The sequence below is a fragment of the Vulcanisaeta sp. genome (assembly GCF_049966235.1).
Taxonomy (GTDB): Archaea; Thermoproteota; Thermoprotei; order Thermoproteales; family Thermocladiaceae; genus Vulcanisaeta; species Vulcanisaeta moutnovskia.
In genome coordinates, this window is record NZ_JBMFVA010000008.1 from 44,732 (window position 1) to 66,836 (window position 22,105).

General features: G+C 48.0%; 23 protein-coding genes. 10 read left to right on the forward strand and 13 right to left on the reverse strand.

The genetic code is table 11. From position 1 onward, the window contains the following. Nucleotides 1-142: 142 nt before the first annotated feature. Genes ACP5L5_RS06495 through ACP5L5_RS06515 form a run of 5 tightly spaced genes read left to right on the forward strand, consistent with a single transcriptional unit; the run spans nt 143 to nt 8,042 of the window. Nucleotides 143-2,065 (forward strand): ATP-binding protein, encoded by a 1,923-nt coding sequence (locus tag ACP5L5_RS06495; protein WP_428762480.1) that lies wholly within the window; start codon nt 143-145, stop codon nt 2,063-2,065. 1 nt (nt 2,066) lies between these two features. Next, the gene (locus tag ACP5L5_RS06500; protein WP_428762482.1) at nt 2,067-3,305 is read left to right on the forward strand and encodes a DNA repair exonuclease; all 1,239 of its coding nucleotides are present in this window, start codon (nt 2,067-2,069) and stop codon (nt 3,303-3,305) included. Continuing rightward, the gene (locus tag ACP5L5_RS06505; RefSeq protein ID WP_428762484.1) at nt 3,302-5,713 is read left to right on the forward strand and encodes an AAA family ATPase; all 2,412 of its coding nucleotides are present in this window, start codon (nt 3,302-3,304) and stop codon (nt 5,711-5,713) included. The genes ACP5L5_RS06500 and ACP5L5_RS06505 overlap by 4 nt, the downstream gene beginning before the upstream one ends. 46 nt (nt 5,714-5,759) lie before the next feature. Beyond that, complete coding sequence (locus ACP5L5_RS06510; RefSeq protein ID WP_428762486.1) at nt 5,760-6,623, forward strand: hypothetical protein; 864 nt, start codon at nt 5,760-5,762, stop codon at nt 6,621-6,623. 24 nt (nt 6,624-6,647) lie between these two features. Continuing rightward, nucleotides 6,648-8,042, forward strand: coding sequence for an acetate--CoA ligase family protein (locus ACP5L5_RS06515; protein ID WP_428762487.1), 1,395 nt, complete (start codon nt 6,648-6,650; stop codon nt 8,040-8,042). Here the strand turns inward: ACP5L5_RS06515 and ACP5L5_RS06520 are convergent. After that, on the reverse strand, nt 8,025-9,224 hold the full coding sequence (locus ACP5L5_RS06520) for a cation:proton antiporter (protein WP_428762489.1): 1,200 nt from the start codon (nt 9,222-9,224) through the stop codon (nt 8,025-8,027). The two genes, ACP5L5_RS06515 and ACP5L5_RS06520, sit on opposite strands and share 18 nt — an antisense overlap. A gap of 190 nt (nt 9,225-9,414) precedes the next feature. Further along, nucleotides 9,415-10,221 carry a hypothetical protein gene (locus ACP5L5_RS06525; protein ID WP_428762491.1) on the reverse strand — a complete coding sequence of 269 codons (807 nt, stop codon included), beginning with the start codon at nt 10,219-10,221 and terminating at the stop codon, nt 9,415-9,417. A 70-nt stretch (nt 10,222-10,291) separates the two neighbouring features. Here ACP5L5_RS06525 and ACP5L5_RS06530 point away from each other — a divergent pair, with 70 nt between their 5' ends. Further along, nucleotides 10,292-11,638 (forward strand): chloride channel protein, encoded by a 1,347-nt coding sequence (locus ACP5L5_RS06530; protein WP_428762492.1) that lies wholly within the window; start codon nt 10,292-10,294, stop codon nt 11,636-11,638. A gap of 277 nt (nt 11,639-11,915) precedes the next feature. Here the strand turns inward: ACP5L5_RS06530 and ACP5L5_RS06535 are convergent, their stop codons facing one another. The 3 genes from ACP5L5_RS06535 to ACP5L5_RS06545 are packed head-to-tail and all read right to left on the reverse strand — an operon-like array spanning nt 11,916 to nt 13,057. Continuing rightward, the gene (locus ACP5L5_RS06535; RefSeq protein ID WP_428762494.1) at nt 11,916-12,470 is read right to left on the reverse strand and encodes a PaREP1 family protein; all 555 of its coding nucleotides are present in this window, start codon (nt 12,468-12,470) and stop codon (nt 11,916-11,918) included. Continuing rightward, nucleotides 12,436-12,594: a hypothetical protein gene (locus tag ACP5L5_RS06540; protein ID WP_428762496.1), complete on the reverse strand. Its 159-nt coding sequence runs from the start codon at nt 12,592-12,594 to the stop codon at nt 12,436-12,438. The genes ACP5L5_RS06535 and ACP5L5_RS06540 overlap by 35 nt, the downstream gene beginning before the upstream one ends. Nucleotides 12,595-12,598: 4 nt before the next feature. Continuing rightward, nucleotides 12,599-13,057, reverse strand: coding sequence for a class I SAM-dependent methyltransferase (locus ACP5L5_RS06545; protein ID WP_428762498.1), 459 nt, complete (start codon nt 13,055-13,057; stop codon nt 12,599-12,601). A 347-nt stretch (nt 13,058-13,404) separates the two neighbouring features. Between ACP5L5_RS06545 and ACP5L5_RS06550 the strand changes: the two genes are divergently transcribed. Beyond that, a complete protein-coding gene (locus ACP5L5_RS06550; protein ID WP_428762500.1) occupies nt 13,405-13,731 on the forward strand; it encodes an Lrp/AsnC family transcriptional regulator in 327 nt (108 codons plus the stop codon). Next, entirely contained in the window at nt 13,706-13,864 is a 159-nt protein-coding gene (locus ACP5L5_RS06555; RefSeq protein ID WP_428762502.1) for a hypothetical protein, read from the forward strand. The genes ACP5L5_RS06550 and ACP5L5_RS06555 overlap by 26 nt, the downstream gene beginning before the upstream one ends. Nucleotides 13,865-14,474: 610 nt before the next feature. On the opposite strand, the gene ACP5L5_RS06560 is transcribed toward ACP5L5_RS06555, so the two are convergent. Beyond that, complete coding sequence (locus ACP5L5_RS06560; protein WP_428762503.1) at nt 14,475-14,675, reverse strand: hypothetical protein; 201 nt, start codon at nt 14,673-14,675, stop codon at nt 14,475-14,477. Between the two features lie 111 nt (nt 14,676-14,786). Here ACP5L5_RS06560 and ACP5L5_RS06565 point away from each other — a divergent pair, with 111 nt between their 5' ends. Further along, complete coding sequence (locus ACP5L5_RS06565; RefSeq protein ID WP_428762505.1) at nt 14,787-15,515, forward strand: ABC transporter ATP-binding protein; 729 nt, start codon at nt 14,787-14,789, stop codon at nt 15,513-15,515. 2 nt (nt 15,516-15,517) lie between these two features. Then, entirely contained in the window at nt 15,518-17,062 is a 1,545-nt protein-coding gene (locus ACP5L5_RS06570) for a hypothetical protein (protein WP_428762506.1), read from the forward strand. A gap of 41 nt (nt 17,063-17,103) precedes the next feature. Here the strand turns inward: ACP5L5_RS06570 and ACP5L5_RS06575 are convergent, their stop codons facing one another. The 7 genes from ACP5L5_RS06575 to ACP5L5_RS06605 all read right to left on the reverse strand — a co-directional run. Beyond that, on the reverse strand, nt 17,104-17,697 hold the full coding sequence (locus ACP5L5_RS06575; protein ID WP_013604832.1) for a DNA-directed RNA polymerase: 594 nt from the start codon (nt 17,695-17,697) through the stop codon (nt 17,104-17,106). 33 nt (nt 17,698-17,730) lie between these two features. Beyond that, nucleotides 17,731-18,141, reverse strand: a complete 411-nt coding sequence (locus ACP5L5_RS06580) for a hypothetical protein (protein WP_273304553.1) — start codon at nt 18,139-18,141, stop codon at nt 17,731-17,733. A gap of 2 nt (nt 18,142-18,143) precedes the next feature. Next, on the reverse strand, nt 18,144-18,497 hold the full coding sequence (locus tag ACP5L5_RS06585; protein ID WP_048057243.1) for a translation initiation factor: 354 nt from the start codon (nt 18,495-18,497) through the stop codon (nt 18,144-18,146). Nucleotides 18,498-18,564: 67 nt separating this feature from the next. Further along, a complete protein-coding gene (locus ACP5L5_RS06590) occupies nt 18,565-19,143 on the reverse strand; it encodes a hypothetical protein (RefSeq protein ID WP_013604835.1) in 579 nt (192 codons plus the stop codon). Next, complete coding sequence (locus tag ACP5L5_RS06595) at nt 19,143-20,000, reverse strand: S-methyl-5'-thioadenosine phosphorylase (protein WP_428762508.1); 858 nt, start codon at nt 19,998-20,000, stop codon at nt 19,143-19,145. Before ACP5L5_RS06595 ends, ACP5L5_RS06590 begins: the two co-directional genes overlap by 1 nt. Before the next feature lie 181 nt (nt 20,001-20,181). After that, nucleotides 20,182-21,597, reverse strand: a complete 1,416-nt coding sequence (locus ACP5L5_RS06600) for a hypothetical protein (RefSeq protein ID WP_428762510.1) — start codon at nt 21,595-21,597, stop codon at nt 20,182-20,184. Nucleotides 21,598-21,769: 172 nt separating this feature from the next. Further along, a partial coding sequence (locus ACP5L5_RS06605; RefSeq protein WP_428762512.1) for a hypothetical protein occupies nt 21,770-22,105 on the reverse strand: 336 nt, incomplete at its 5' end.

Genomic DNA, 22,105 nt, shown 5'->3' on the forward strand with positions numbered 1-22,105 from the left:
CCCTTTAAGAGCGAGGGAGGGGTCATCTCATTAAGGTAATGGGTTTAATTTCATCATTAAACCGAAAGTTTTGCCCTGGTCTGCTCAAGTCCTGTCAGCATCATATTAAATACCCTCTAAATCGAAGAGGTGGTGCTTAGTCATGGCTAATGAGGTTGGCTTCATTGTGAATGTGGAAAGCCCATTGGTGTATATAGTGTCCATAAAGAGGAATAGTGGTGTTAATCGTTATGACTATGTATACATACCCATGAGGGATTACGTCAATGATAAGGAAGTTAGCGTTAACGTACTTGGGCAAATACTATGGATAAGGCGCGAACCCTATAGGATTGGTGTTGATGGTTATGTTGCCGACGTCCTTGAGGACATGCCCAGGGACAGCATTGTTGAGGTCGTTCAAGCCAGGGTTATGGTGCTCGGCTATAAGTATGGAGACAAGATATACATGCCCAGGACAACCCCAGCCGTGGGTACACCCGTGTACCTAGCCGACACAAGCATGGTTAGTGAATTCGTGAAGGTTGACCCAAAAAGAGCCCTATGCATTGGTAGGCTATCCCTCAGGTCCGACGTACCCTACTGCATAGACATGAACGGCCTTAGGAGACACCTAGCCATAATAGCGTCCACAGGCTCTGGAAAGACATGGTCCTCAGTAATACTAATTGAGGAATTGCTTAGGAAGGGTGCGACAATACTCGTTATTGACCCACACGGTGAGTACGTACACATAAAGAATAGCATATCGAAACTAGGTCCCCAATTCCTTGATAAGGTAGTAATAATCACGGCATCCGAGGGCAACATAGGCGACTTGAGATATAAGATAAATGCAATGAGGGTGCGGCCTGACGTACTGGCTGACGTGGCTGGTGTACCGAGAGGCGCATCGAAGATTAGGTACGTAATCTACTTAGTTCACTCATTAACAAGGATTATTGTTAAGTACAGTGGTATTAAGCGTTTGGGTACTCTTGATACTATGATTAAGATTATCAATGATGTGCTTGATCATGGAACCAACGTAAACATTGAACGAGTAATAAGGCGTTTGAACGTATCACTTAATGATGAGGGTAGGAGAAAGGCTGAGAAGGTATTGAATGAACTAAAGGACTTAATAGATAGTAAGACCAAGAAGTCACTCCTGGTAAGCGCGAGAGTCTATCTAAGGAGGCTGAGGAGGATTGGCCTATACACCCATTGGTCATTACCATTGGGTGAAGTCCTTAGGCCTGGGTCAGTAACCATAATGAACCTAGCTGGCTTGAGTGATGAGGTTCAGGACCACGTGGTCTACCACATACTGAGTAGGGTGTTTAGGGCTAGGGTAAACCAAGTAAGAAACCTACCTGGACCTAAGTATCCATTTCCCCTGGTGATTATTCTTGAGGAGGCACATAGGTTTGCCCAGCCCAGGTCCATTGGGTCAACGCTTAGTTTGGGCATTATTTCCAGGATTGCTGGTGAAGGGCGTAAGTTCGGTGTCTACCTGGTCGTCATAACCCAGAGACCATCGAAGGTTGATCCAGACGTACTCAGTCAATGCAATAGTCAAATAATACTAAGGCTTGTTAATCAGAGGGACATAATGGCGGTGCTCAGCGCCAGTGAGGTTCTTAACGAGGAGCTTGGGCGTTTAATACCAATGCTTGATGTTGGTGAGGGTATCGTTGTTGGCCCAGTAACACCACTACCACTCGTGATTAGGCTTAGGGATAGGATACTTGATTATGGAGGCTCGGACATAGACCTAAGCGAGGCGTGGACCATTCAAAGTGATTTAAACATTGAGGAATTGAGGAGAGAGGTCGAGAAGGCCCTAAGCACCAAGGTCAGTGCAAGGAACGTGCTTGAGGCTGTTCCATTAATTAATGAGGTTAGTGACGTAGACATGGATACTGGCGTCCTCAGCGGTAGAGTCAGCGATGCCCATGTTGAGGTTAGGCTTAACGAAAACTCCTGGAGTTGTGAGGCATGCGGTGCATCATACGAACCATGCCCACACGTAATAGCACTAACAGCAAAAGCAATTAAGGATGGATTGCTGAGGGTTGATTAGAATGCTAATTGCGCAATTAGCCGATATACACCTCGGTCATCGTCAGTACGGGCTAGAGGAGAGACTTGAGGATTATAACAGGGCATTCCTGAACGCAGTTGATAGGCTCACCCAGCTTAGGGAGGAGAGGGGGGTGGATACCGTGATTATTAGTGGTGACTTCTTCGACACGCAGAGACCATCACCAAGTATTTACATAACGGCGATTAGGGGATTAACAAGGCTTAGGGAGGTGGGTATTAAGGTCATAGCCATTAGGGGTAATCATGACTCATCAGTCATAAACTCCATTGAGAACCCACTTGCCGTGCTTCACCAGATGGGTCTAATCCAATACCTGGACAATGACTACGTAGATCTTGGCGGTGTTAGGGTGATTGGTGTCGGCACGGTATACACCGACATGCAGAGTAAGTTAATTAACTCACTAAATGCCCTGAGGGGTAATGGCATTAACATAGCCGTTATTCACCAATACATTGAGGGTGCACCGTACATATACCCAATGCCCAATGTCGATGTATTCATGATTAATGAAAAGCCACTGGCTCAGTTGGGCATTGACTACTTCGCTGTGGGGCATATACATGAGCATGGACTTAGGCATCCGAGGATTAACGCTGTTTACCCAGGCTCGTTGGAGGTTTGGGATGCCAGGGAGTTCGAGGTTTATGAGTACGCTGATGGCAGGCTTAGGAAGGCCAAGGACATAGATCCAAAGGGCTTCCTATTGCTTGATGTTGGTGGTAATGGTGTGAAGGTCAGTAGCGTTAGGTTAGGTGTATCAAGGAGGCTCGTGAGGGTTAGGCTTAGGTATGATGAGGCCAAGCCCAGTGCCGTTAGGGGTGATGTATCCTACATAGCCAGTAATATGGATCAGAGGGGTTCTTTGGTGATCCTGGAGATTGAGGGTAAAGTAGCCAGTGGGTACTCCACGAGGGATTTCAATGCTATTGAACTTAGGAAACTCTTCACGAAGGCTTGGGTCGACATTAGGCTAAGCCTAGAGAGGCAGGTCAGTGAGAGACCCGTTAAGGTATTTGGTGGTATTAACGAAATCATTAGGCAAGCCCTAAGGTCAAGGTTGGGTAATGAGGAGTTGGTGAATACATTAATGGACATTATTGAGAGAGTTAGGGTGGATGATGAGGATGGCGCTCTTAAAACGCTTGAGGGCGTGGTCGGCGTACCGCTTAGGGGCGGTAAGTCAATAACTGACTGGCTGGGTGCTTCGAAGTGATTACCAGGGTAGAAATTGAAAACTTTAGGTCGATAATTAGAGGTAAGGCAGTCATTACTGAGGGTATTAACTTCATACATGGACCGAATGGGTCAGGTAAGACGAGCATACTGGAGGCAATAGCCATAGCCCTATACGGCTCAGAATGGGTCAGGGGTAAGTACAGGCTGGGTGACCTAGTCAGGCGCGGTGCATCCAGTGCGATTATTCGCGTTGAGTACCTGGGTATCGATGGGCATAAGTACCTGATCCAGAGGGCCTTCAGTACCGAGAAGACCATTGAGTCCCAGACCTACATACTCGATGAGGGTGGCAGGAGAGTTGCGGCTAGGGATAGGGAGGCCACGCAGTTTGTGGTTAAGACCGTGGGTATAGACATGGAGACATTCTCGGAACTCCTCTACGTCAGACAGGGGGAGATTAGGGAGATACTTAGGAGCGGTAGAAGGGGTGAGTTTAAGCTTGATACCCTGCTCAGGCTTGATGCCATTGAGAGGGCTAGGCAGGACGTGGTTAGGGAGGGTTTTAAGGCGGTGACGAGTATTGTGGAGGGATTGAGGGGTAGGCTTGAGGTACTCGAGCGTGAATTAAATAGTAGGAGGGAGGAGTTAATGAGACTCGAGAGGGAGGTTTCGGATTCCGCAGGCGTCCTTAGTAATAGGGAGGCTGAGCTTAAGGTTATTGAGGATGAATTGAATAAATTAACCGCTAGGGAGCAGGAACTAGAGAGGCTGGAGAATGAGTACTCGGAATTAAGGCAGAGGCTATCCATGCTTAGTGAGGAAGAATTGAAAATAACCAACGAATTAAATGAATTAAGGAAGAACCTTGATCAATTAGGTAAGTTGAGGGCACGAGCCTCTGAGTTAGAGTCCGTAATATCAAAGGAGGATGAGTTAAGGAAAAAGCTTGAGGAATTGAGGAGGAGGCGTGATGATGTTAAGGCAAGATTAACGCTTGCCCAGGGCTATAGGCAGAGAATTGAGGAAGTTAATAGGGAGTTGAGTAGTATTGATGCCAGTGTTAAGGAGTTGAATAATGAGTTGGATAGAATTAACGAGCTTAAGACTAAAGCCGAGGAGTTAAGGAGGAAATTGATGAGGAGGTCATCGATAGATGTCGAGATTAATAATGTAAGGGAGGAGTTGGCTAGGGTTAATGCTGAGATTGAACACATTGAACTAGAACTAAACCTGCTCAGGGGTGGTCAAGTCGAGAAATGCCCACTATGTGGTAGGCCATTGAGTAGGGATTCGGCACAGGAACTAGTTGCAAGTAGGGAGGCTAGGTTGAGGGAGTTGGGTAGGAGGAGGGAGGAGTTAATGATGAGGTTGGGCAGGTTAAGTAATGAGTATGAGGAGTTAAGTAGGTTGGAGACTGAGTTGAGGGGTATTGAGGGTGAGGTTAGTAAGGAGAGTGTCATTAAGGCTTCCCTTGAGGATCTACGTAGGAGGAGGAATTCACTTCTCGAGGAATTGGCGAAAATCAGTAATTATAATGAGGAATCCTTAAGGAGTGAGTTGAGGTCCATTGAGGATGAGCTGAACAAGTTGAATAGGGAGCTCGATGGGCTGGGTAGGGCTAAGGTGGAGCTTGCTGAGTTAAGGGGTAGGTTGTCGAGTATTGAGGAATTGGAGAGGAGGATTAGGGATGGTGAGGCTAGATTGTTGAGCGTGCGTGGAGAGAGGACTAATGTTGAGGTGAGGATTAAGGAGTTGGAGGATAAAGTTAAGGAGCTTGGGGATGTTAGGGCGAGGATTAGGGAGCTAAGTTCAAGGAGGGATTCATTGATGAGGGAGGTTGGTGAGTTAAGGGGTAAGGTCAATACCCTTAGGGATAGGATTGAGAGGCTAAGGACTGAATTGATGAGTAGGGATTCGGAGATAGGTAGTGTTAGGGCTGGGTTGAGTAAGTACGTGGGCGCCATGGACACACTCAGTAGGCTTCAACAGGTCCTTGATGATGTTAAGCCCACGGTTAGGAAATTGTTCTTGGATTCGGTTAATGAGGAGTTGAATGTAATGATGAAAGAACTAATGCATAAGGCCTCATACGCATTCATGGAGATTAACGAGGACTATGACGTAATAGTGAAGAGGAATGATGGAGTAGTACTACCTATTGATGCACTGTCAATTGGTGAGAGGAACCTAGTCTCCCTAATGCTTAGGTATGCGATTGCCAGGGTCGTCATGGGCCTAATACCAATACTAATACTTGATGAACCCACGGAGCACCTGGACGAGGAGCATAGGCGTAGGGTTGGTGACTGGATAAGGAGCCTGAGTAATGGCGTTAGGACTGTGATAATAACATCACACGTGGATGCCCTGGAGACTATTGCTGATAACGTTATTAGGATAGGTTTCGTGAATGATAGAGGCGAGTCAATGTTCGCAAATTCATGATGCGAAGCAATTATATATTATGGCTAATCCATAGTAATTACTGGTTATGAGGAGGGGAATACCTGCCTACATGCTTGGTGGTTTGATAATACTCGTGGGATTCATTGCATCCCTAACCCTCATACTCTCAATACCATCACCACTAACAACAGTGACAGGCTACCTAAACCTAACCGCAAATGCATACCTGGGCTTTGGAAATAACCTGCTTGTTATTATTGGTACTAATAACTTCAACTTCCCAATAAAAGAACTAAACATTTACATACCAAGGACTGGGACAAACATAACCATAGGCAGTAGTATACCCAGTGGCTCATACTTCCTGGTAATGATTTACCAGGAACCGAATAACACAGTCATCATAGCCCCAGGACTAAGCATTACTGGGAGTCCAGGGAACCTAGCCAACCTAACGAAGTCTGGGGTTGCCTACAGCCTCAATACCACTGCGATGGTGTATGACGTAGTAAAGAACAGTGTATTCCAATTAACAACTCAGGACTCAGGCATTATATACGCAGTGCCTGTGATAACAAACCTATCAAAACCGATACTGGGGATCTACGTGTTTCAAATGGCCCCAATGGGTAGTGCCGAGGTTATGGGCTTTAACCTAATATCCCTGGGGCAGCAGGTAATTGGTGAGGTTAAGTGCAACGTCAGCGAACCAATACCAGTACTGCCGAGTGGACTTACGTACTTCGTAATAAACATATCCTCAATAAACGGCACATTGACACCACTGGGCATTTGGTACACCTGCAATGCAACACCGACCTCATCACTACCATCACTACTCTACCTAAACCTAGCCCTTAAGTATGTCTATACATATAATAGCATAGTGATTAATAGGGAGGATTGGTTTTCAGTATATATAGTACCCATGCAAATGAGTAATACGTAATAAGCCCAGTGTCATTACCAATCCGTGAGTGTAGGCCTCGACTACTTACTTAATCCCAGGTCAGTAGCCATAATAGGCGCCACGGCCAGGGAGGGGAGTGTAGGCGGTGTAATAACCAGGAACCTACTTACGAAGTTCAGGGGTAGGATCTACCTGGTCAACCCAAGTTATAATGAGTTGCTTGGTCATAGGGTTTACAGGTCAGTGCTTGAGATTCCTGATGAGGTTGATTTGGCCGTGATAGTTACGCCAGCGCCCACAGTACCGAAGGTAATGAGTGAGTGCGTTGCTAAGGGTGTTAGGGTTGCTGTAATAATTAGTGGTGGTTTTAGTGAGGTTGGTGAGGACGGCACGAGGCTTGAGAGGGAGGTTAAGGAGGTGGCGCAGGGAAGGGTTAGGATATTAGGCCCTAATTGCATTGGTATCTATAATGCGTTTAATGGCTTGGATACATTCTTTATACCACAGGTCAGGATGGAGAGACCTAGGCCGGGTCCAATAGCCCTCATAAGTCAGAGCGGTGCTGTGGCGGCTGCAATCCTTGATTGGGCTGCCAGGAGGAACATTGGCGTTGGATTAGCCGTAAACTACGGGAATAAAATGGACATTAGTGAGGTTGAGTTACTTGAGGCATTGGCTAGTAATGATGATGTGAGGGTTGTGGTTATGTATATTGAGGGGTTGAAATATGCAGATGAAGGCAGGAAACTACTTGAGGTAATGAGGCGGGTGACCAGGATTAAGCCAATAATTGTTTATAAGGCTGGTAGGTCGAAATCCTCGAGTAGAGCCGTTAAGTCCCACACCGCCGCCCTTGCGGGTAATTACGAGATTTATAGGGCAATGCTTAGGCAAGCCGGTGCAATAGAGGTTAATAATCTAATGGATGCCCTCGAGGTGGCCAAGGCCCTGGCAACACAGCCGCTGCCCAGGGGCAACAGGGTGTTGGTAATCACAGATAGTGGCGGGGCCGGTGTTCAGGCTGTTGATAATGTAGAGACAGTCGGCTTGGTAGTCCCTGAACTACCACAAGACCTACGGAACACGCTGGCTAAGTCATTACCGCCATTCGCAAGCACTGCAAACCCTATTGATCTGACGGGTAGCGCCACTGACGCCATGTATAAGTTCGTGCTAGATACAGTACTACCAACGGATCACATAGACATGGTGCTCATCCTAGCCCAAATGCAGTTGCCTGGCATGACGCCTAATCTCGCGGATTACATAATTGAGGTCAGGAGGTTTGGCAAGCCAATAGTTGTTTATGGCATTAGCGCCAATGAGGAAGCTAGGACCTTCAAGGCTAGGCTTGAGGAGGGTGGCGTGCCCACTTATGATAGGTTGGAGACCGCGGCTAATGCATTGAGGGCTTTATATGAGTATGCGGTGATTAGGGGTTTAGCGCGTCCTCACTGACCTGAATCTGCAGGCCTCCCGCCTATAGACTACGGCGCCTATTATCGTGGTTATCAACACCATGAGTATTATAACTCCGAAATCACCCATGGTAATCAACCCACTACTCAGGCCAATGGATGCCACCACAAGCCCCATCTCACCCCTGGGTATCATGCCGTAACTAACGATTATTGAGTCACGGCTATCACGAAGCCTTAGGTAGGCGAATGGGTATATACCAATAACCTTACCAATGATTGCCGCGAGGGAGACCACGATAGCCATTACCAAGACCTCAATGTTAAGTATATACTTGAAGTTTAGTTGGAGGCCCATGACTATGAAGAAGATGGAGCCGAATATGGCGAGTAGCACGTTCACGGTCTCCCTAACCCTCTGCGAGAACCTGCCCTCGGCAACAGCAACGCCGGCTATGAACGCAGCAATGACCTCGGAGAAGCCCAGCGTTGTCATTATGAGGACGATGCCGAAGAGGACAACCAGGGATGCATACACAATGGTCTCCTCACCAACCCTGTTTAGGATCCTTGGTATGAATAAAACGGAAAGAAGGAATATCAGTACCCAGAGAATGACGATCTTTACTGCCGTGATTAGGGTGCCGTATGTAAAAACACCGGCGGCTATCACCGCAGTAGCCATGGACAGGAGTATTAGGGCAACGACATCATCAATGGAGGCAGCCGTAATCAAAACCTTAGTGCTGGGTAGCCCAGTCAAGCCCTCGCGCTCTATGATCCCAGCAACGACCGCCAGGCTTGTGGGCGCCGTTGATAGGGCAATGATTGTTGATTCCGCAAACGGCAAACCCATACTCACTAAGGCCCAGTATACCAGGGTATAAGGGACTATGGCGCCGAATACTGCGGCTAATATGCCATAGACACCACCCTCCCTAAGCGTGGATAGGCCATGCTCAAGGCCCGAGGCAAATAATAGTAGTATCACCGAGAGGTTCGTCAGGAATAATAGGTAGTCATTAATAGTGAACAACTCCATGTGGAGTATCGCGTTCAATAAGGAGCCCAGGGCGTATGGGCTTAGGGTAAGCCCTATAAGGAGCTCAGCCACGACCCTTGGAAAGCCATACCTAGCGAGAACACTACCTGCTAAGTCAGCCAGTAATACCAGGATACTAACCTCAAGAAGCGTGAGGAAAATAACCTCCTCGGCAGGCATAGAGCTTTGCGTAGGCAACCTCCTTAAAAGAATAACTCGAGGCAAACCTTAACATGAGTTAATCTTTAGCAATACCTATATTGGTGATTTAGACATGCAGTGCTGCATGACACTACCAAGTATTACTTCACTCGTATATACAGTCATAATTTATCCTGATGGTGATGACATTACAACCAAGCAAATTAGATTAATTATGAGGTTTAGGTCCCATAAGTATAGATAGCGCCCTAAACCCACCAATGAAGATTAGGATGGCTATTATAATTACGGTAATGAAGTAAATAGTAGATATGAATATAACCAGTGAGGAGTTAATTAGGCCAAGGACAATAGCACTGTCTAGGTATTCAACGAATGAGTCCATGTAGGCGTGAGCAAGAATCATGAGAATTAAACCCCTAAGGCCCTTATTCATGAATTGATAAGCCCTGAGCAGCATTGATGAACCTGGATGGAATAGGAAGGAGACAACGGGCTGAATGGCAAGGCCGACCAGGCTTATGACGGGCGCCACGGCAATGTACTGGTATTGAATATCGAGATTTACCGACACAGGTATCAGCAATGACATAACCACACTCGCAATAGCAAATGCAATATCCACAAGGGCGAAGCCGTAACCAATGTACAGGGCTGGCTTGAGTTCACGACCCCTAACAGCCAGGTACTTGAAAACCTCCTGAAAGACTCCAGCCATTAACCCCATGTAAATGGCCACTAGGTAAATATTCGATTTAACAAAGTCCAGGACTAAGTCTATAATTGATGATGCACTTCCAATCACAACCTCCTTAATGTGGATTAAGACAACAATGAGTATTGGTACCTCCTGAGCAATCACCTGCAGTGTTAGGGCGAGGACCATGAAACCAATACCCATTAAGACCCATGAAGCCCTACCACACCATGTAAATCGGTTAAGCATTACGTAAGCGATAACAGAGGACGCGATTAGGTAGGCGATCGTCAACAACGCAGTCATTAACTGCGCCATTAGGTTCACTTGATGCAGTTCATCCTACGTGAGTAATGCTTTTAAGGTTTTCGTAATCTTCATGAGCGTTATGGACATAGCCAGGCAACCCTACGCCGTTAAGTGGCTCATACTCGGCATACTGATTGGGTTGGCCGCAGGCGCCTCAGCACTAACGTTCTACCTAATGCTTAGGTTAACCACGTACATATTCCTAAACCTACTGGTTGGTTATGAGCAGCCCGAGCCCATTGGGCTTGGCGGCTCACTAATGTACGCACCACGCATTGAGAGACCTTGGTTAATACCCGTGTCCACGGTGATTGGCGCAGTGATCGTTGCCTACCTCGCCAGGGAATTCCGCGAGTCCAGGGCTGGCCTCGACGCAGTAATTGAGGCGTACCACGATAGAAGGAGGCCCTTCAGTAACCCTGTTCTTCACGGCTTTATTAATGTGGTGCTCTCGACAATAACAATAGGCTCAGGAGGCTCCGCGGGGCCCGAGGCACCCACCGGAAACTTCGGAGGTAGCTTATCACACTTCATTGCCAAGAGGCTTGGACTCGATGAGGAGGATAAGGCCCTGGCGATGATTGTTGGTATGGGCGCGGCCCTGGGCGCAATATTCAAGGCGCCAATAGGCGGTGCATTACTCGCGGCTGAACTACCCTATAGGAGGGACCTGGAGGTTAGGGCCCTATACCCAGCCCTCGTGGCCTCGCTGGTGGCCTACGCAATCTTCTGCCTAGTAACTGGTTTCAAGCCTTACCTGGGCCAGGTAATGATGAGCACACCCACAGCATCAATTCCACTTTACGTTGTTTTGGGGTTTGTTGATGGCGCCGTAGCCATAATATACATTAAGTCGTTAGATGGCGTCCGCAGGCTATTCAGTGAGTTGGGGGTTAATGACGTGGTCAGGACCGCCATTGGCGGCTTAATAATTGGCTTGATCGGCCTCGCAACACCCCAGGTACTTGGTGCCGGTGAGGGTTGGATGGACTTGGCGATTTACGCAAGACTAAGCGCCTTCTCCTCACAGGTAATACCGCTTATAATACTCCTAGCCCTGCTCCCACTCATTAAAATAATCTCCACATCAATAACCCTGGGCTCGGGGGAGGTTGGCGGCGTCTTCGCGCCAGGCCTCGTAATCGGGACCTTCACGGGGCTGGACATGGGCCTACTCTTCCACAGCCTATACCCCGCGCTCACGCCTAGCGTTGCCCCATTCGTCGTAGTGAGCTCCCTGGCGATGCTCGGCGCAGCCTCAAATGCGCCATTAGCTGTCATGGTGATGCTCCTCGAAATGACCAGCAACTACCAAATACTTCCCGAGGCAGTCATTGCATCAGCAATAGCCTACCTAATGACGACCTGGAGGTTCACGGTATTTAAGGCCCAGAGAATCAATAAAAGACATGCTAGGCACGAGTGAGCACTGGACATAACTATTACATAATAATTACGGCAGGTGAGCGAGTAACCCTTTGGTAATGATAACCGCCGGGGTCCTTTTATAGAAAGCATTTAAGACTTATTCAGAAAGATTGAGGAAATCTAAGGAGCTGGTGCTCAACCGGGAATTACATGGTGGGCCGGTTGTGGTAGGTTGACAGGTTCTTAGGCCTATCAACAATGGAGGCCATGAATAAGGCGTACACGGGGCAAGGGAATTAAACCTAGGCGCTTAACTAACCATGGACATCGCCACCTTAACCCGCACTAAGCCTATCCTTGAGCTCCCTAAGCGCCTTCTCCAGCTCATCGCTCCACTTTACCCCTGGCCTTAGCTCCTCCACCCTCCTCACCAACTCATTAACCAATTCAATCACGGCAATAGACGCCTCCTCCCTATCTCTAAACTTACTCAATGCCATGTCTGGGTCTGGACCATTGTACTGGTAGTCATGCAGGCTCAGGGCCAGTGCCGTGTCGGGTAATAAGCCGGCGTACCCAACGTCACTGAGCATCTTGGACAAACCCATCATCCTACTTGTTGGAACCCGAGGCACCGCCCTCTCCATGAGCCACCTGCGTTCCTCGTCGGTTTTTACCACCTGCATTAGCTTATCAAGTTCAAGCCTAAGTAATGCCGCTAGAAAGGCCCTCCATGCTTGAAAGGCCTTGCCGGCCGCGTTTCTGACCAAGCCTCTACTTAGGAAGTCAAGGGCTAGCCTAGCCTCTATTAACGCCTCAAGTAGCCTCGCACTTACGTAGTCCTCAGTGGTTGGTTTAGGCAGTGACTTCTCTAGGGTTTCTGCGCTCATTCAATGTTGTTTTGTTTGACTTGCTTAAATACTTCAGCCTAAGCCCTCCCAATCCCCTGGCCCCTCCATCCCTCAACACCCTAATCACCTCCTCAGAACCTATTACTAAACCACCAACTGGCACTGCATTAAAAAATATGAAAAATCAAGCGCCTAATCAACTCATTATCCACAGCCCTAGGCGACACCGCATAGACGTGGGCACCGAGGCTCAGGGTCTCCCTAAGCACCTGCTCACCATCGGCCTCCACATTAACGACGTTAATCAGCAGAGCGTAGTCTATGGAACCAGGCCTAATGGGTAGTAAGGCCGCGTCTGCGCATACCACGTCAACGTTTGGCAGGTGATTAGCGTACCTAAGCACACCGCAGGCAATGTCCAGGCACACGTACTGCCCAGCCGAGCCAGACAGAAGGCCGGCCCCAATGCCAACCCCACAACCAACATCCAACACCCTCGCATCCCTAACCCCCAGCGCCTCCGCGGCGCCTAGGTAGCCAAGCACGCTATCCCTAAGGTAAAGCTCCAGGTACCTAATGCCCAGGGCCTCGTAGTAATCACGTACATAAAGCTTGTAACTTAGCATGATAAATATAATTGATGCAGAACTTCCTTTAATTCTTTAATGCAAGGCATCGTCACTATCGCGTTTAATGATGCCGTACTGAACCAAGGCATTTGCCTGCTTTTCCGATGCGCGTGGAGCAAGTATTTTAAGTAAAACCATTGGTTCTTGAGCCGATGGAGTAGGATACAACGACTAGGCTTAGTCATCTCGATGTGCGCCTAACCTTCTCGTCATTATTTCGATGTAATGCTGGGTTATGCGTATCCTCAGCTTAGAAATGCCTTAGTATCAAGGGTATTAATACAACAGTTTAAGTATGAAGTCATAGACCCGCATAAAAAGACTTATATTTCCTGTTGATTTTTATGGTCGAATTTATGAGACGTGGGCATGGGAATGACTCCCTACTGCTTGATGATTTAGATCACGAAATACTGAGGATCCTTGAGGAGGATTGTACACTTACTTATCATGAGATTGCGAAGAGGATTGGTAGGAGCCCGTGGACCGTTAGGCATAGAATTGAGAGACTCAGGCGTATGGGTATTATTAAGGGGTGCAGGGCTGTGGTTGATTATAAGGCGCTGAGTTACAGTGAGGTTATCCTGTTCTTTAATGTACCTCCGAGAACATGGAGGAGGCTTGGACTTCATGAGGTCTCAGGAAATGGCCAAGGAATTATTCATAATTAGTGGTGATAAGCGTATTGCAGCTGTTATAGTGGGTAGGGATTTGGATAATATTAGGAGGCTCATATTGAATAATCTCACTAAGTTTAAGATATATAACACGGAGCTTGATGTTGTGATTGATAAGGTGAAGTAAACGGTTACGGCGATACATCGAAAAATCATTACTTATTCGAAGGTCTCTGCATAATGAGTTTTTACGCATGTCTCACAATATGGTCAATGATTATCCATGGAATTCATTTTAAGAAAGTATTTAAGGATTGCATATGCATAGCCAAATTATTTAGTGGCAATTTTCGCCGCCCTCCCTACTTTGATAATCTAATTATTACAACTATATTTCATTACTATAACAAAACAACAAACAAAAACCAACCCTCACTAACCTGTAGTGGTGGCTCCGCCGGGACTTGAACCTGGGATCTCCTGCGCGTGAGGTGGGCCCACCATGTTTGTCGTCCATTAATTTACGTATCCCAAAATTCGATTGTTTACGTTTTTAATCCTGACATGGATTTCATTCAGCATATGTGGCATTATGACTCTAATGACTCTTGGTTATTAAAAATAATATCCTTATTTACCAATACCAATAGGATTATTTAATGGAAAACATCTACATGGGACATAATAGTTGTTACGCAATTAATGAGGGCATTTACGTGACGCCAGGGCTAGTACTGGGTATAGCGAGGATGAGGAGAGGAGGGTACCGGATATGAGTATGAGGAGACTAAAAATGATTAATAACCTCCTCCTACCAATCGCATCGGTAGTATGTTTGAGGAGACATTACCGAGGACTATGAGGAATAGGGATAAACCGACATAGATTGGTGGAAAACCCAGCATTGCCAGGTAAATCGGTGTCAACACACTGACCATGCCGAAGACGAAAATCCTCAACCCCTTAACAAATAAAATCAAGTAAACACCCCTATACATCTTGAAATAAGTAATGAGTAAATCACTGATTTAAACATAATCAGTAAAGGTAATAGCCCAAGTAAAGTAATAAAAGTGAGTGTGTTAGTATTTGATTGAATGGGGTGTGCATTGAGAATTGAAAAACTAACAATCAAGTACGGAAGCAAGGTCGCTGTTGACGGCCTAAGCACCTGCGTAAGACCTGGAGAGACCTACTGCCTCCTCGGGCCCAATGGGGCGGGTAAGACATCGACTATTAAGGCGGTGCTCGGCCTCGTGAGGTATGAGGGACACATAGACATGCTGGGCATGGGGCCTCCTAGACCCGAGGTCATGAACAAGGTCGGCGCAGTCCTAGAGACCCCACTAGTCCTTGAGACCCTAAGCCCGAGGGACTTCCTTGAGTTCGTGGGTTCTGTGAGGGGCGTTAGGGACTCGAGGTATGTGGAGGCCTTGGTAAGGGCCCTGGGTCTTGAGGAGTTTATTGATAGGCCGATAATGTCCCTGTCCGCCGGCAATAGGCAGAAGGTGGCTATTATCGCGGCGCTAATGCATAGGCCGAGGCTTCTGCTCATGGATGAGCCCTTCAACTACTTGGATGCTAAGTCGGTTAGGGTTGTTAAGGAGTTGATGCAGAGGCACCTTGAGTCTGGAGGCTCAATACTCTTCACGACACACATAATGGAGGTTGCGGAGAGGGTTTGTTCGAGGATTGGCATAATTAATACAGGCCGGTTGGTGATGGAGGGGACGCCCATGGAAATAATGAGCGCGGTTAATGCGGGTAGTCTTGAGGATGCCTTCCTGAGGGCCATTAGGGCTGAGGATGAGATTAGGGGCTTGCTCGAGGGTTTGTGACCATGAGTGCTTGGGAACTTGGTGGTTTGGTTTATAGGGAGTTGATTGTTCAGGCAATAACCCAGGTCAGGAGGACCGGGGCTAGGCCCGTCAGGATTGAGAGGATTATTAGTGGGTATGGGATTATTAAGGCAGTGGCCTCGTTGATGATTATCTCCTACCTAGCTGCACCACTTATCATTGGCCTAATCACGCACTGGAGAACACTGGTGAATATGTACCAATCCCCACCCTATGAGTACTTAACCATGTACTTCATGATACTATTAATCTACATGTTACTATCACCAATAGTAACCTCAGTAATGGGCTACCCAACAATAGGCGATCTACTCAGGACCCTGAGCCTTAATGAGGACTTCATAAGGCTTATCTCAATAATAGCCATTGTAAGGGCCGTGGATGCGCCATTAGCATCCTCAATAATCACAGCCATCATTGTATCGGTAATAATACACACGCCATCGCCGGTATTAATCACAGCACAGGCATTACTCCTGGGCCTGGTGGGTCCATTAATGGGTATAGTGGCCCTGGACACCGTGGTTAGGAGAAGGGGTTCAGCGAGCGCGTTCCTGACCAGGTCCTTGATTGTCACCACAAACTCAATACCCTGGGTAATAGCACTGACGCTCCTAATGCTCAGTGAGGACTCTGCAATAATTAGCCCAGGTATTGCTCAGTACGTACCGTTGATCAGCGATCCATTTATCACTAACCACCAAACAGCATTAATGAACTCTGTAATAACCACAATAATGCTCCTCACAATAGACACATACCTACTGATTAACGCTGGGCCCAGGCTATTAAGACCAAGGATACCAGGCGGCCCCGAGTCCCTAATCACCATTAACAAGCCATTCAGGGGGTTCAGGTTTAGGGGTGTATTCACGGGCTTGGTCAGGTACTACATGAGGCAGGTACTCAGTGCCAGGGGCTCCCTGGGCATGTTCATTGGCGGGTTACTAATGGCCGTGTTCCTATACACATCCCTAGCCACCTCAATGAATGAACTAACGCAGTTTGAGCTCATGATTGGGATCATGGCTTACGCCGCACCACTCGCCTTCATAACATCCTTCCTACCAGTCATGATGTACAACGCAGAATACTCAGCACTACCCATAATACTCACAATACCCATAACACCGATCAGGAGGATGCTGGCTAAAATACCCATGGCACTAATGACCTACTACATACTTACTGCACCAATAATCGTAATACTCACAGCCCTAGGCCACGTAATGGCCATACCACCAGTCCTGGCCCTAGCCGTATCCCCCCTCGCCTCCACCGTGATGTCCGCCGTAATATTCCAACTGGAGGTCAGGGACTACCTAAACGGCTCCCAAGCCCTGGCAATACTAAACCTAGTTAATACAATACTGATAGTAATAACAACGGCGGTGCCGATGATGACCTTCATAGTGGTCCAGGTAATTACAATGAACATAACCTACTCAACAACAACCCTAGTAATAACAGGCACGGCAGAAACAGCAGCACTAACCCTGCTACTAATTGGTCTGGTAAAACGGTAATAATACTCAAGGTATAGTGCCAGTAATATTTAGAGACAAACCTACTGCTTCTGCTGAGCCTTAGCCTGCGCAGTCTTCTTACCACCACTGAGCTCCTCCTCAATCCACTCAAGCTTACCAAGCATTGGCTGCCTAAGGGTTAGGCTAACCCTAACCACGTCCCTGTTACCCGCCGTCACGTAGCTCACCCCCACCACCCTAGCCCTAACCACATCACCCCTACCAAGCCTACGCCTACTACGCTCACCAACGAAGGCACCACTCTGCTTGTCATAAAGAACCACGTTATCCTCCATCATCTGAGTCCTATGTATGAGAGCATCAATAGGCCCAACCCTCACGAAGGCCCCGAAGTCCTCAGTCCTAACCACCTCACCCTCAACAACCTCATTAACAAGCGGTGTATAGACCAAGGCCTTAAAACGAACCCTGTTATACGTGGCACCATCACCAAAGATAACCACACCCCTCCTACTGACCTCAACGTCGAATATGGCCACGTAAACACCCACATCCCTCTCAACCCTACCCACGTACTCACCCCACAGGACCTCGAAGGCAACCCTCTCCAGAGGCTCCCCAAACCTACTAGGTGGAATCCTAATGTGGTCCTCAAGGGTTAAAACCCTGAACATGCAGGGTTCGGTTTTAAGAAGACCTTTAAAAAACTAATCACTTAATCCATAGGTCTCCCTCCACGGCTTACCAACCTCAACCATTTTAAGGACCAAGACCCTGATCTTCTCAATACACGTAAGCAAGTCCCTACTGAGCATGTCAATAATTACTGGGCTTGCCCTGGATGCTATGAACTCGGAACTAACGACAATGGCCATGTACCTCGCCAGGACAAACTCATTACTCAAACCAATAATCCCCTCAAGAACCCTCCAGGCATTACTAACCTCATCACCACCGCACTCAATCCCAAGGGCATTACAGGACTTATTAAGGGTCTCAATACATAGTTTGGCCAGTCCGTTAATTACTGATGAACAATCACCACTAAGCACATCACTAACCCTACTGGGCAACTCATCCCTTAGGTACTTAATTAACGCCTCATCCCTCCTAATCATCCCTAGGTCTCCACAATAGTCTCATCAATTAGTATATTCTCCTCCCTAAACCCCATCTCCACAAGCAACTTCTTAACCCTCTGCCTCTGGTCACCCTGAACCTCAATCGAGTTCTCCCTAACAGTACCGCCAGCCGCAAGCCTACGCTTAAGCTCCTTGGCAATACCATTTATATCCAGGCTCTTAACGTCAGAACTATCAAACTCAATAACAGTAACCAAATGCCTCTTCCTCCTCTCAACCCTAACCCTAACCAACGCCTGCTCCTTCGCAATCTCCGCCTCATTACCACTCTCACCACCAAGCACCGACGAAAGCAACTCATCAACTATATCTCCCTGATCCTCCCCACTCATGGACCAAAGAACTAACCCAGGCATGTATTTATATCTTTTGCGTCCAGGAAAGACGCGAATAAGGACATCACGAAACAAGCAAGGAGGAACCACTGAGGTCAATAAACAACCTACCACCAACACTAACAAGCCCCGTATAAACAAGGAGGAAACGAGTCGACTGACCAGGACTAAGCCCAAGCCTCACCAGGCAATCCATCGGAACCGAAACATCAACAACACCGCCGGTGACCTCCCTCGTGACTGCAACAAGCCTCGGAAACTCAAGACCCCTGGGCAAGTCCCAAAGATCAAGCGGCGGATTAAGCGGGCGTGACCTACAACCCACGGCCCTACGGCCGACCACCGAGACCCCAACCACATAATCACCAACGAGGAAACCAAGGACAAGGTCAAACCAGGGCTTATCAACAGGCCCCTCGATCATCACACCCCTAACAACCAGTCCGTTTACTGGGTACTCATGGCCTAGGTCAACCAGGGTGAACCACGGAACAGCCTGAATGGGCAGTAGGTACTTATCACCAACCCTCCTAGCCCCAAACCTCCTACCCAACTCAACACTCGAAGCCCTAAACAAGGCCTCCAACTCATCCAGGGAAATAACGGGAAACCTACCACCAAACTGCCTAACAACCATGGCCATCAAACACAGGCATTCTTCAAAACCTCCTCACACTTAACATGCACGTCCCTGGGCATCCTGGGCACCACATTAAGAAGGACCCTACGAGCAAGCTCAAGCTTCTCATTCATCACCCTCTCCACGAGCTCCGCAGTCACCGGCTGATGCGGAACCCATACGTCGTAGTCAGTAACCAGGGCAAGCAGTGAGTAGCACATACCCAACTCACGCACAAGGTTTATCTCCGGGACCAATGTCATACCAATTATGTCACAACCATAAACATCCCTCCAAACCCTAGACTCAGCCTTGGTACTAAACCTCGGGCCCTCAATACACACATAACAACCACCAAGGTGAGTCCTATTAACCCTCGAAGCCTCCTCAAAGAGCAGTTGATTAATGACTGGGTTGAAGGGCTCAAGACCAATCTGTACGTGGCAGGTCCTCGGCCCATCAAAGAACGTGTACTCCCTACCCTTAGTGGCATCAAAGAACTGGTCAGGAATCACGAAATCCCCAGGCGCGAAGTCCTGCCTAAGACTACCAACAGCGCTAACACTAATCACGACCTTAACACCAAGGGCCCACAAAGCCCAGACATTAGCCCTATACGGAATCCTATGCGGCGGGTACCTATGCCCACGACCATGCCTAGGCAGGAAGGCAACCCACTCATTACCAACCCTACCAATCACAACATTATCACTGGGCAAGCCATAAGGCGTATGAAGCTGAACCTCAAAATACTCACTGAAAAAGCCAGCCTCATAAAGCCCACTACCACCAATAACACCAACGTAGGGCAGGGCGTCAAGGCCCAACTCACGCGGGTCAACGGGCGCCTTGGTAACCGTCAACTTCCTAACCTCAACCACGGTGATGCTGGGAAAACAGGCTATAAAAGCGTTACCTACCCAATCCGCGAACACGGAACCTAAGGAATTAAGGAGTCGACCAAAACCAACCACGCGTAATACATGGAGCTCCTAGAAATGCGTAGATGCGCCGAGTTGATAAATATTTTTATAAATGCCGTGAAGGGATTAATGGAGCTTATTAAACTATCACGAACCCTAGGACCTCACGCCAGTTAGTACTGCCGTTTATGAACTCCTCCACCATGTCTGAATCGCCGAGCATGGTAACTAGAAACAACTCATTCCAGCCCTGCGAATACATGGCGTTTATCACCCTACTTATTAACTTCCTATCATCCCGCAACAAGCCTGCGCCGAACTTAAGCGATAGTAGGGCCAACGCCCTGACCACAAGTTCGGCGATTCCAGTTATCACATTAATTAATGACTCCATCGAACCCTCAGCCAGCATACCCTCCTTCTTCGCCATCTCGAGTACGGCGAGGACGGCATTACTGAGGGAGTCTGAGAATAATTTCATGACATACTCATCATTGTTTAACTCATCAATTGCCCTGGCAATTACGTCGCTCATGAATAACGTGATATACGTAGCCATAGTCCTAATCAACGATTCATCGCTTAAGTAGGTGCTTGACCTAATCGCAGATGCTATGGAGCCCACGATTACATTAAATACCTCAAGGACGCGAGCCCCATTGTTCAGTAGGCTGGGTGCCAATGACCTAAGAACCTCATTAATATACTGCCTAACACCACCCTCCTGATCGCCGGCAATCAACACCGCACTAACGTAAGCCTTGAGTACGTTAAGCAACGCGCTCGTGAGATTCCTACTGCCGTAAAGCTCCTGAAGTCTCTTGAACAACCACGCATTCCACATGACCACGTAAGCACTTAAGTCACGCCTCACCAACGTGCTTACCTCATCATTGCCAAGCACATTCAATGCCTCGGCAATGAGCCTAAGGGCATCTCGCCATGATAATTCCCTAAGAACATGTAGGAAGAAATTGCGAAGCCTAATTATGGCTTCCTCGGCAGTATCATCATCAAGTTGAGCCTTAATGCCTACTCCCGAGAGTGCGGAGAGTGCGCCTAATATCGTCGGATCGGCATCACTGAGTGCCGCCTCGGCAGCCGCCCTCCTCATACTCGTGGAATCCCTTAGGTGGGGCATCGCCAGGGTTATAACCTTCGCTGCGACCACGGCGAACCTCCCAGTCCTCTCGGCATTCTCCTCATCGAGTAATATGCCTGGGTCCTCATCGATTATGTCCTCGATGATGTTTATGTAGTGATTTAGGAGGACGCCCACGTAGTGCATGTTCCCAAAGTGGTGCTCGCCGGTTGCGTAGAGGTCGAGTACGACACCCTCATCAACCAGCTTGAGTGCGGCAGCCGCGGTTTTTCTATCGGTTATTGCCTGCGCAACTATTGTGTACAACAGCGCTATGTGCCTATTAAACACAGGCTTCAGAGGGTCTATGCGAAGCGTCACGTGGTCGGCAAACTCATCCAGGGTAGGACCGAGCCCCCTAGCCCTCAACCTCCTCTCGACCCTACGTGCAGCCCGGAGAAGATCTTCGCCCACAATTATTGTGTCCTAAAATAATTAATAAGCTTGTCAGGGCACTCACCAAGCCGATAAACCCTAGAACCCAATAAGGGCCAATACTTAGGCATTATAGATAAGGCTGAATACCAATCTTGAGCGCTCCATCCATTTCGTCGGGGTTTCTCGCCCTCCTTGGTTCAGCACCATCTTAGCTGCTTATTGTTATTCCAGTCGGCGTGAGGGTTATTGACCAACCACTGGTTTCATAACTAATACTGGTTATGTAATTGTCGCTAATGTACGAGCCAGGACCATTAACAAACTCGATAATCAACCAGTAATCTCCAGGGCTAAGGGACCTACCGAAGAAAGGCGATGGTACACTACCACCTCCACAACCCATAAATGACGCGACGTTCGTGGAGTTCAAACTCAGGGTTAACGGGTAATATAAGAGGGGTGATGAACTTTGATAAGGTGGTGATTGCACACCAGACCAGCAAAATCCGCCAAAAGTACTGGCACCTGCACCACCAATGTTACT

Excerpts from the sequence above, each read along its gene's own strand:
- ACP5L5_RS06495 (WP_428762480.1), top strand. The coding sequence starts at position 143 with ATGGCTAATGAGGTTGGCTTCATTGTGAATGTGGAAAGCCCATTGGTG.
- ACP5L5_RS06500 (WP_428762482.1), top strand. The coding sequence starts at position 2,067 with ATGCTAATTGCGCAATTAGCCGATATACACCTCGGTCATCGTCAGTAC.
- ACP5L5_RS06510 (WP_428762486.1), top strand. The coding sequence starts at position 5,760 with ATGAGGAGGGGAATACCTGCCTACATGCTTGGTGGTTTGATAATACTC.
- ACP5L5_RS06520 (WP_428762489.1), bottom strand. The coding sequence starts at position 9,224 with ATGCCTGCCGAGGAGGTTATTTTCCTCACGCTTCTTGAGGTTAGTATC.
- ACP5L5_RS06525 (WP_428762491.1), bottom strand. The coding sequence starts at position 10,221 with ATGGCGCAGTTAATGACTGCGTTGTTGACGATCGCCTACCTAATCGCG.
- ACP5L5_RS06530 (WP_428762492.1), top strand. The coding sequence starts at position 10,292 with ATGGACATAGCCAGGCAACCCTACGCCGTTAAGTGGCTCATACTCGGC.
- ACP5L5_RS06535 (WP_428762494.1), bottom strand. The coding sequence starts at position 12,470 with ATGAGCGCAGAAACCCTAGAGAAGTCACTGCCTAAACCAACCACTGAG.
- ACP5L5_RS06545 (WP_428762498.1), bottom strand. The coding sequence starts at position 13,057 with ATGCTAAGTTACAAGCTTTATGTACGTGATTACTACGAGGCCCTGGGC.
- ACP5L5_RS06550 (WP_428762500.1), top strand. The coding sequence starts at position 13,405 with ATGGTCGAATTTATGAGACGTGGGCATGGGAATGACTCCCTACTGCTT.
- ACP5L5_RS06555 (WP_428762502.1), top strand. The coding sequence starts at position 13,706 with ATGGCCAAGGAATTATTCATAATTAGTGGTGATAAGCGTATTGCAGCT.
- ACP5L5_RS06560 (WP_428762503.1), bottom strand. The coding sequence starts at position 14,675 with ATGTATAGGGGTGTTTACTTGATTTTATTTGTTAAGGGGTTGAGGATT.
- ACP5L5_RS06570 (WP_428762506.1), top strand. The coding sequence starts at position 15,518 with ATGAGTGCTTGGGAACTTGGTGGTTTGGTTTATAGGGAGTTGATTGTT.
- ACP5L5_RS06575 (WP_013604832.1), bottom strand. The coding sequence starts at position 17,697 with ATGTTCAGGGTTTTAACCCTTGAGGACCACATTAGGATTCCACCTAGT.
- ACP5L5_RS06580 (WP_273304553.1), bottom strand. The coding sequence starts at position 18,141 with ATGATTAGGAGGGATGAGGCGTTAATTAAGTACCTAAGGGATGAGTTG.
- ACP5L5_RS06585 (WP_048057243.1), bottom strand. The coding sequence starts at position 18,497 with ATGAGTGGGGAGGATCAGGGAGATATAGTTGATGAGTTGCTTTCGTCG.
- ACP5L5_RS06590 (WP_013604835.1), bottom strand. The coding sequence starts at position 19,143 with ATGGCCATGGTTGTTAGGCAGTTTGGTGGTAGGTTTCCCGTTATTTCC.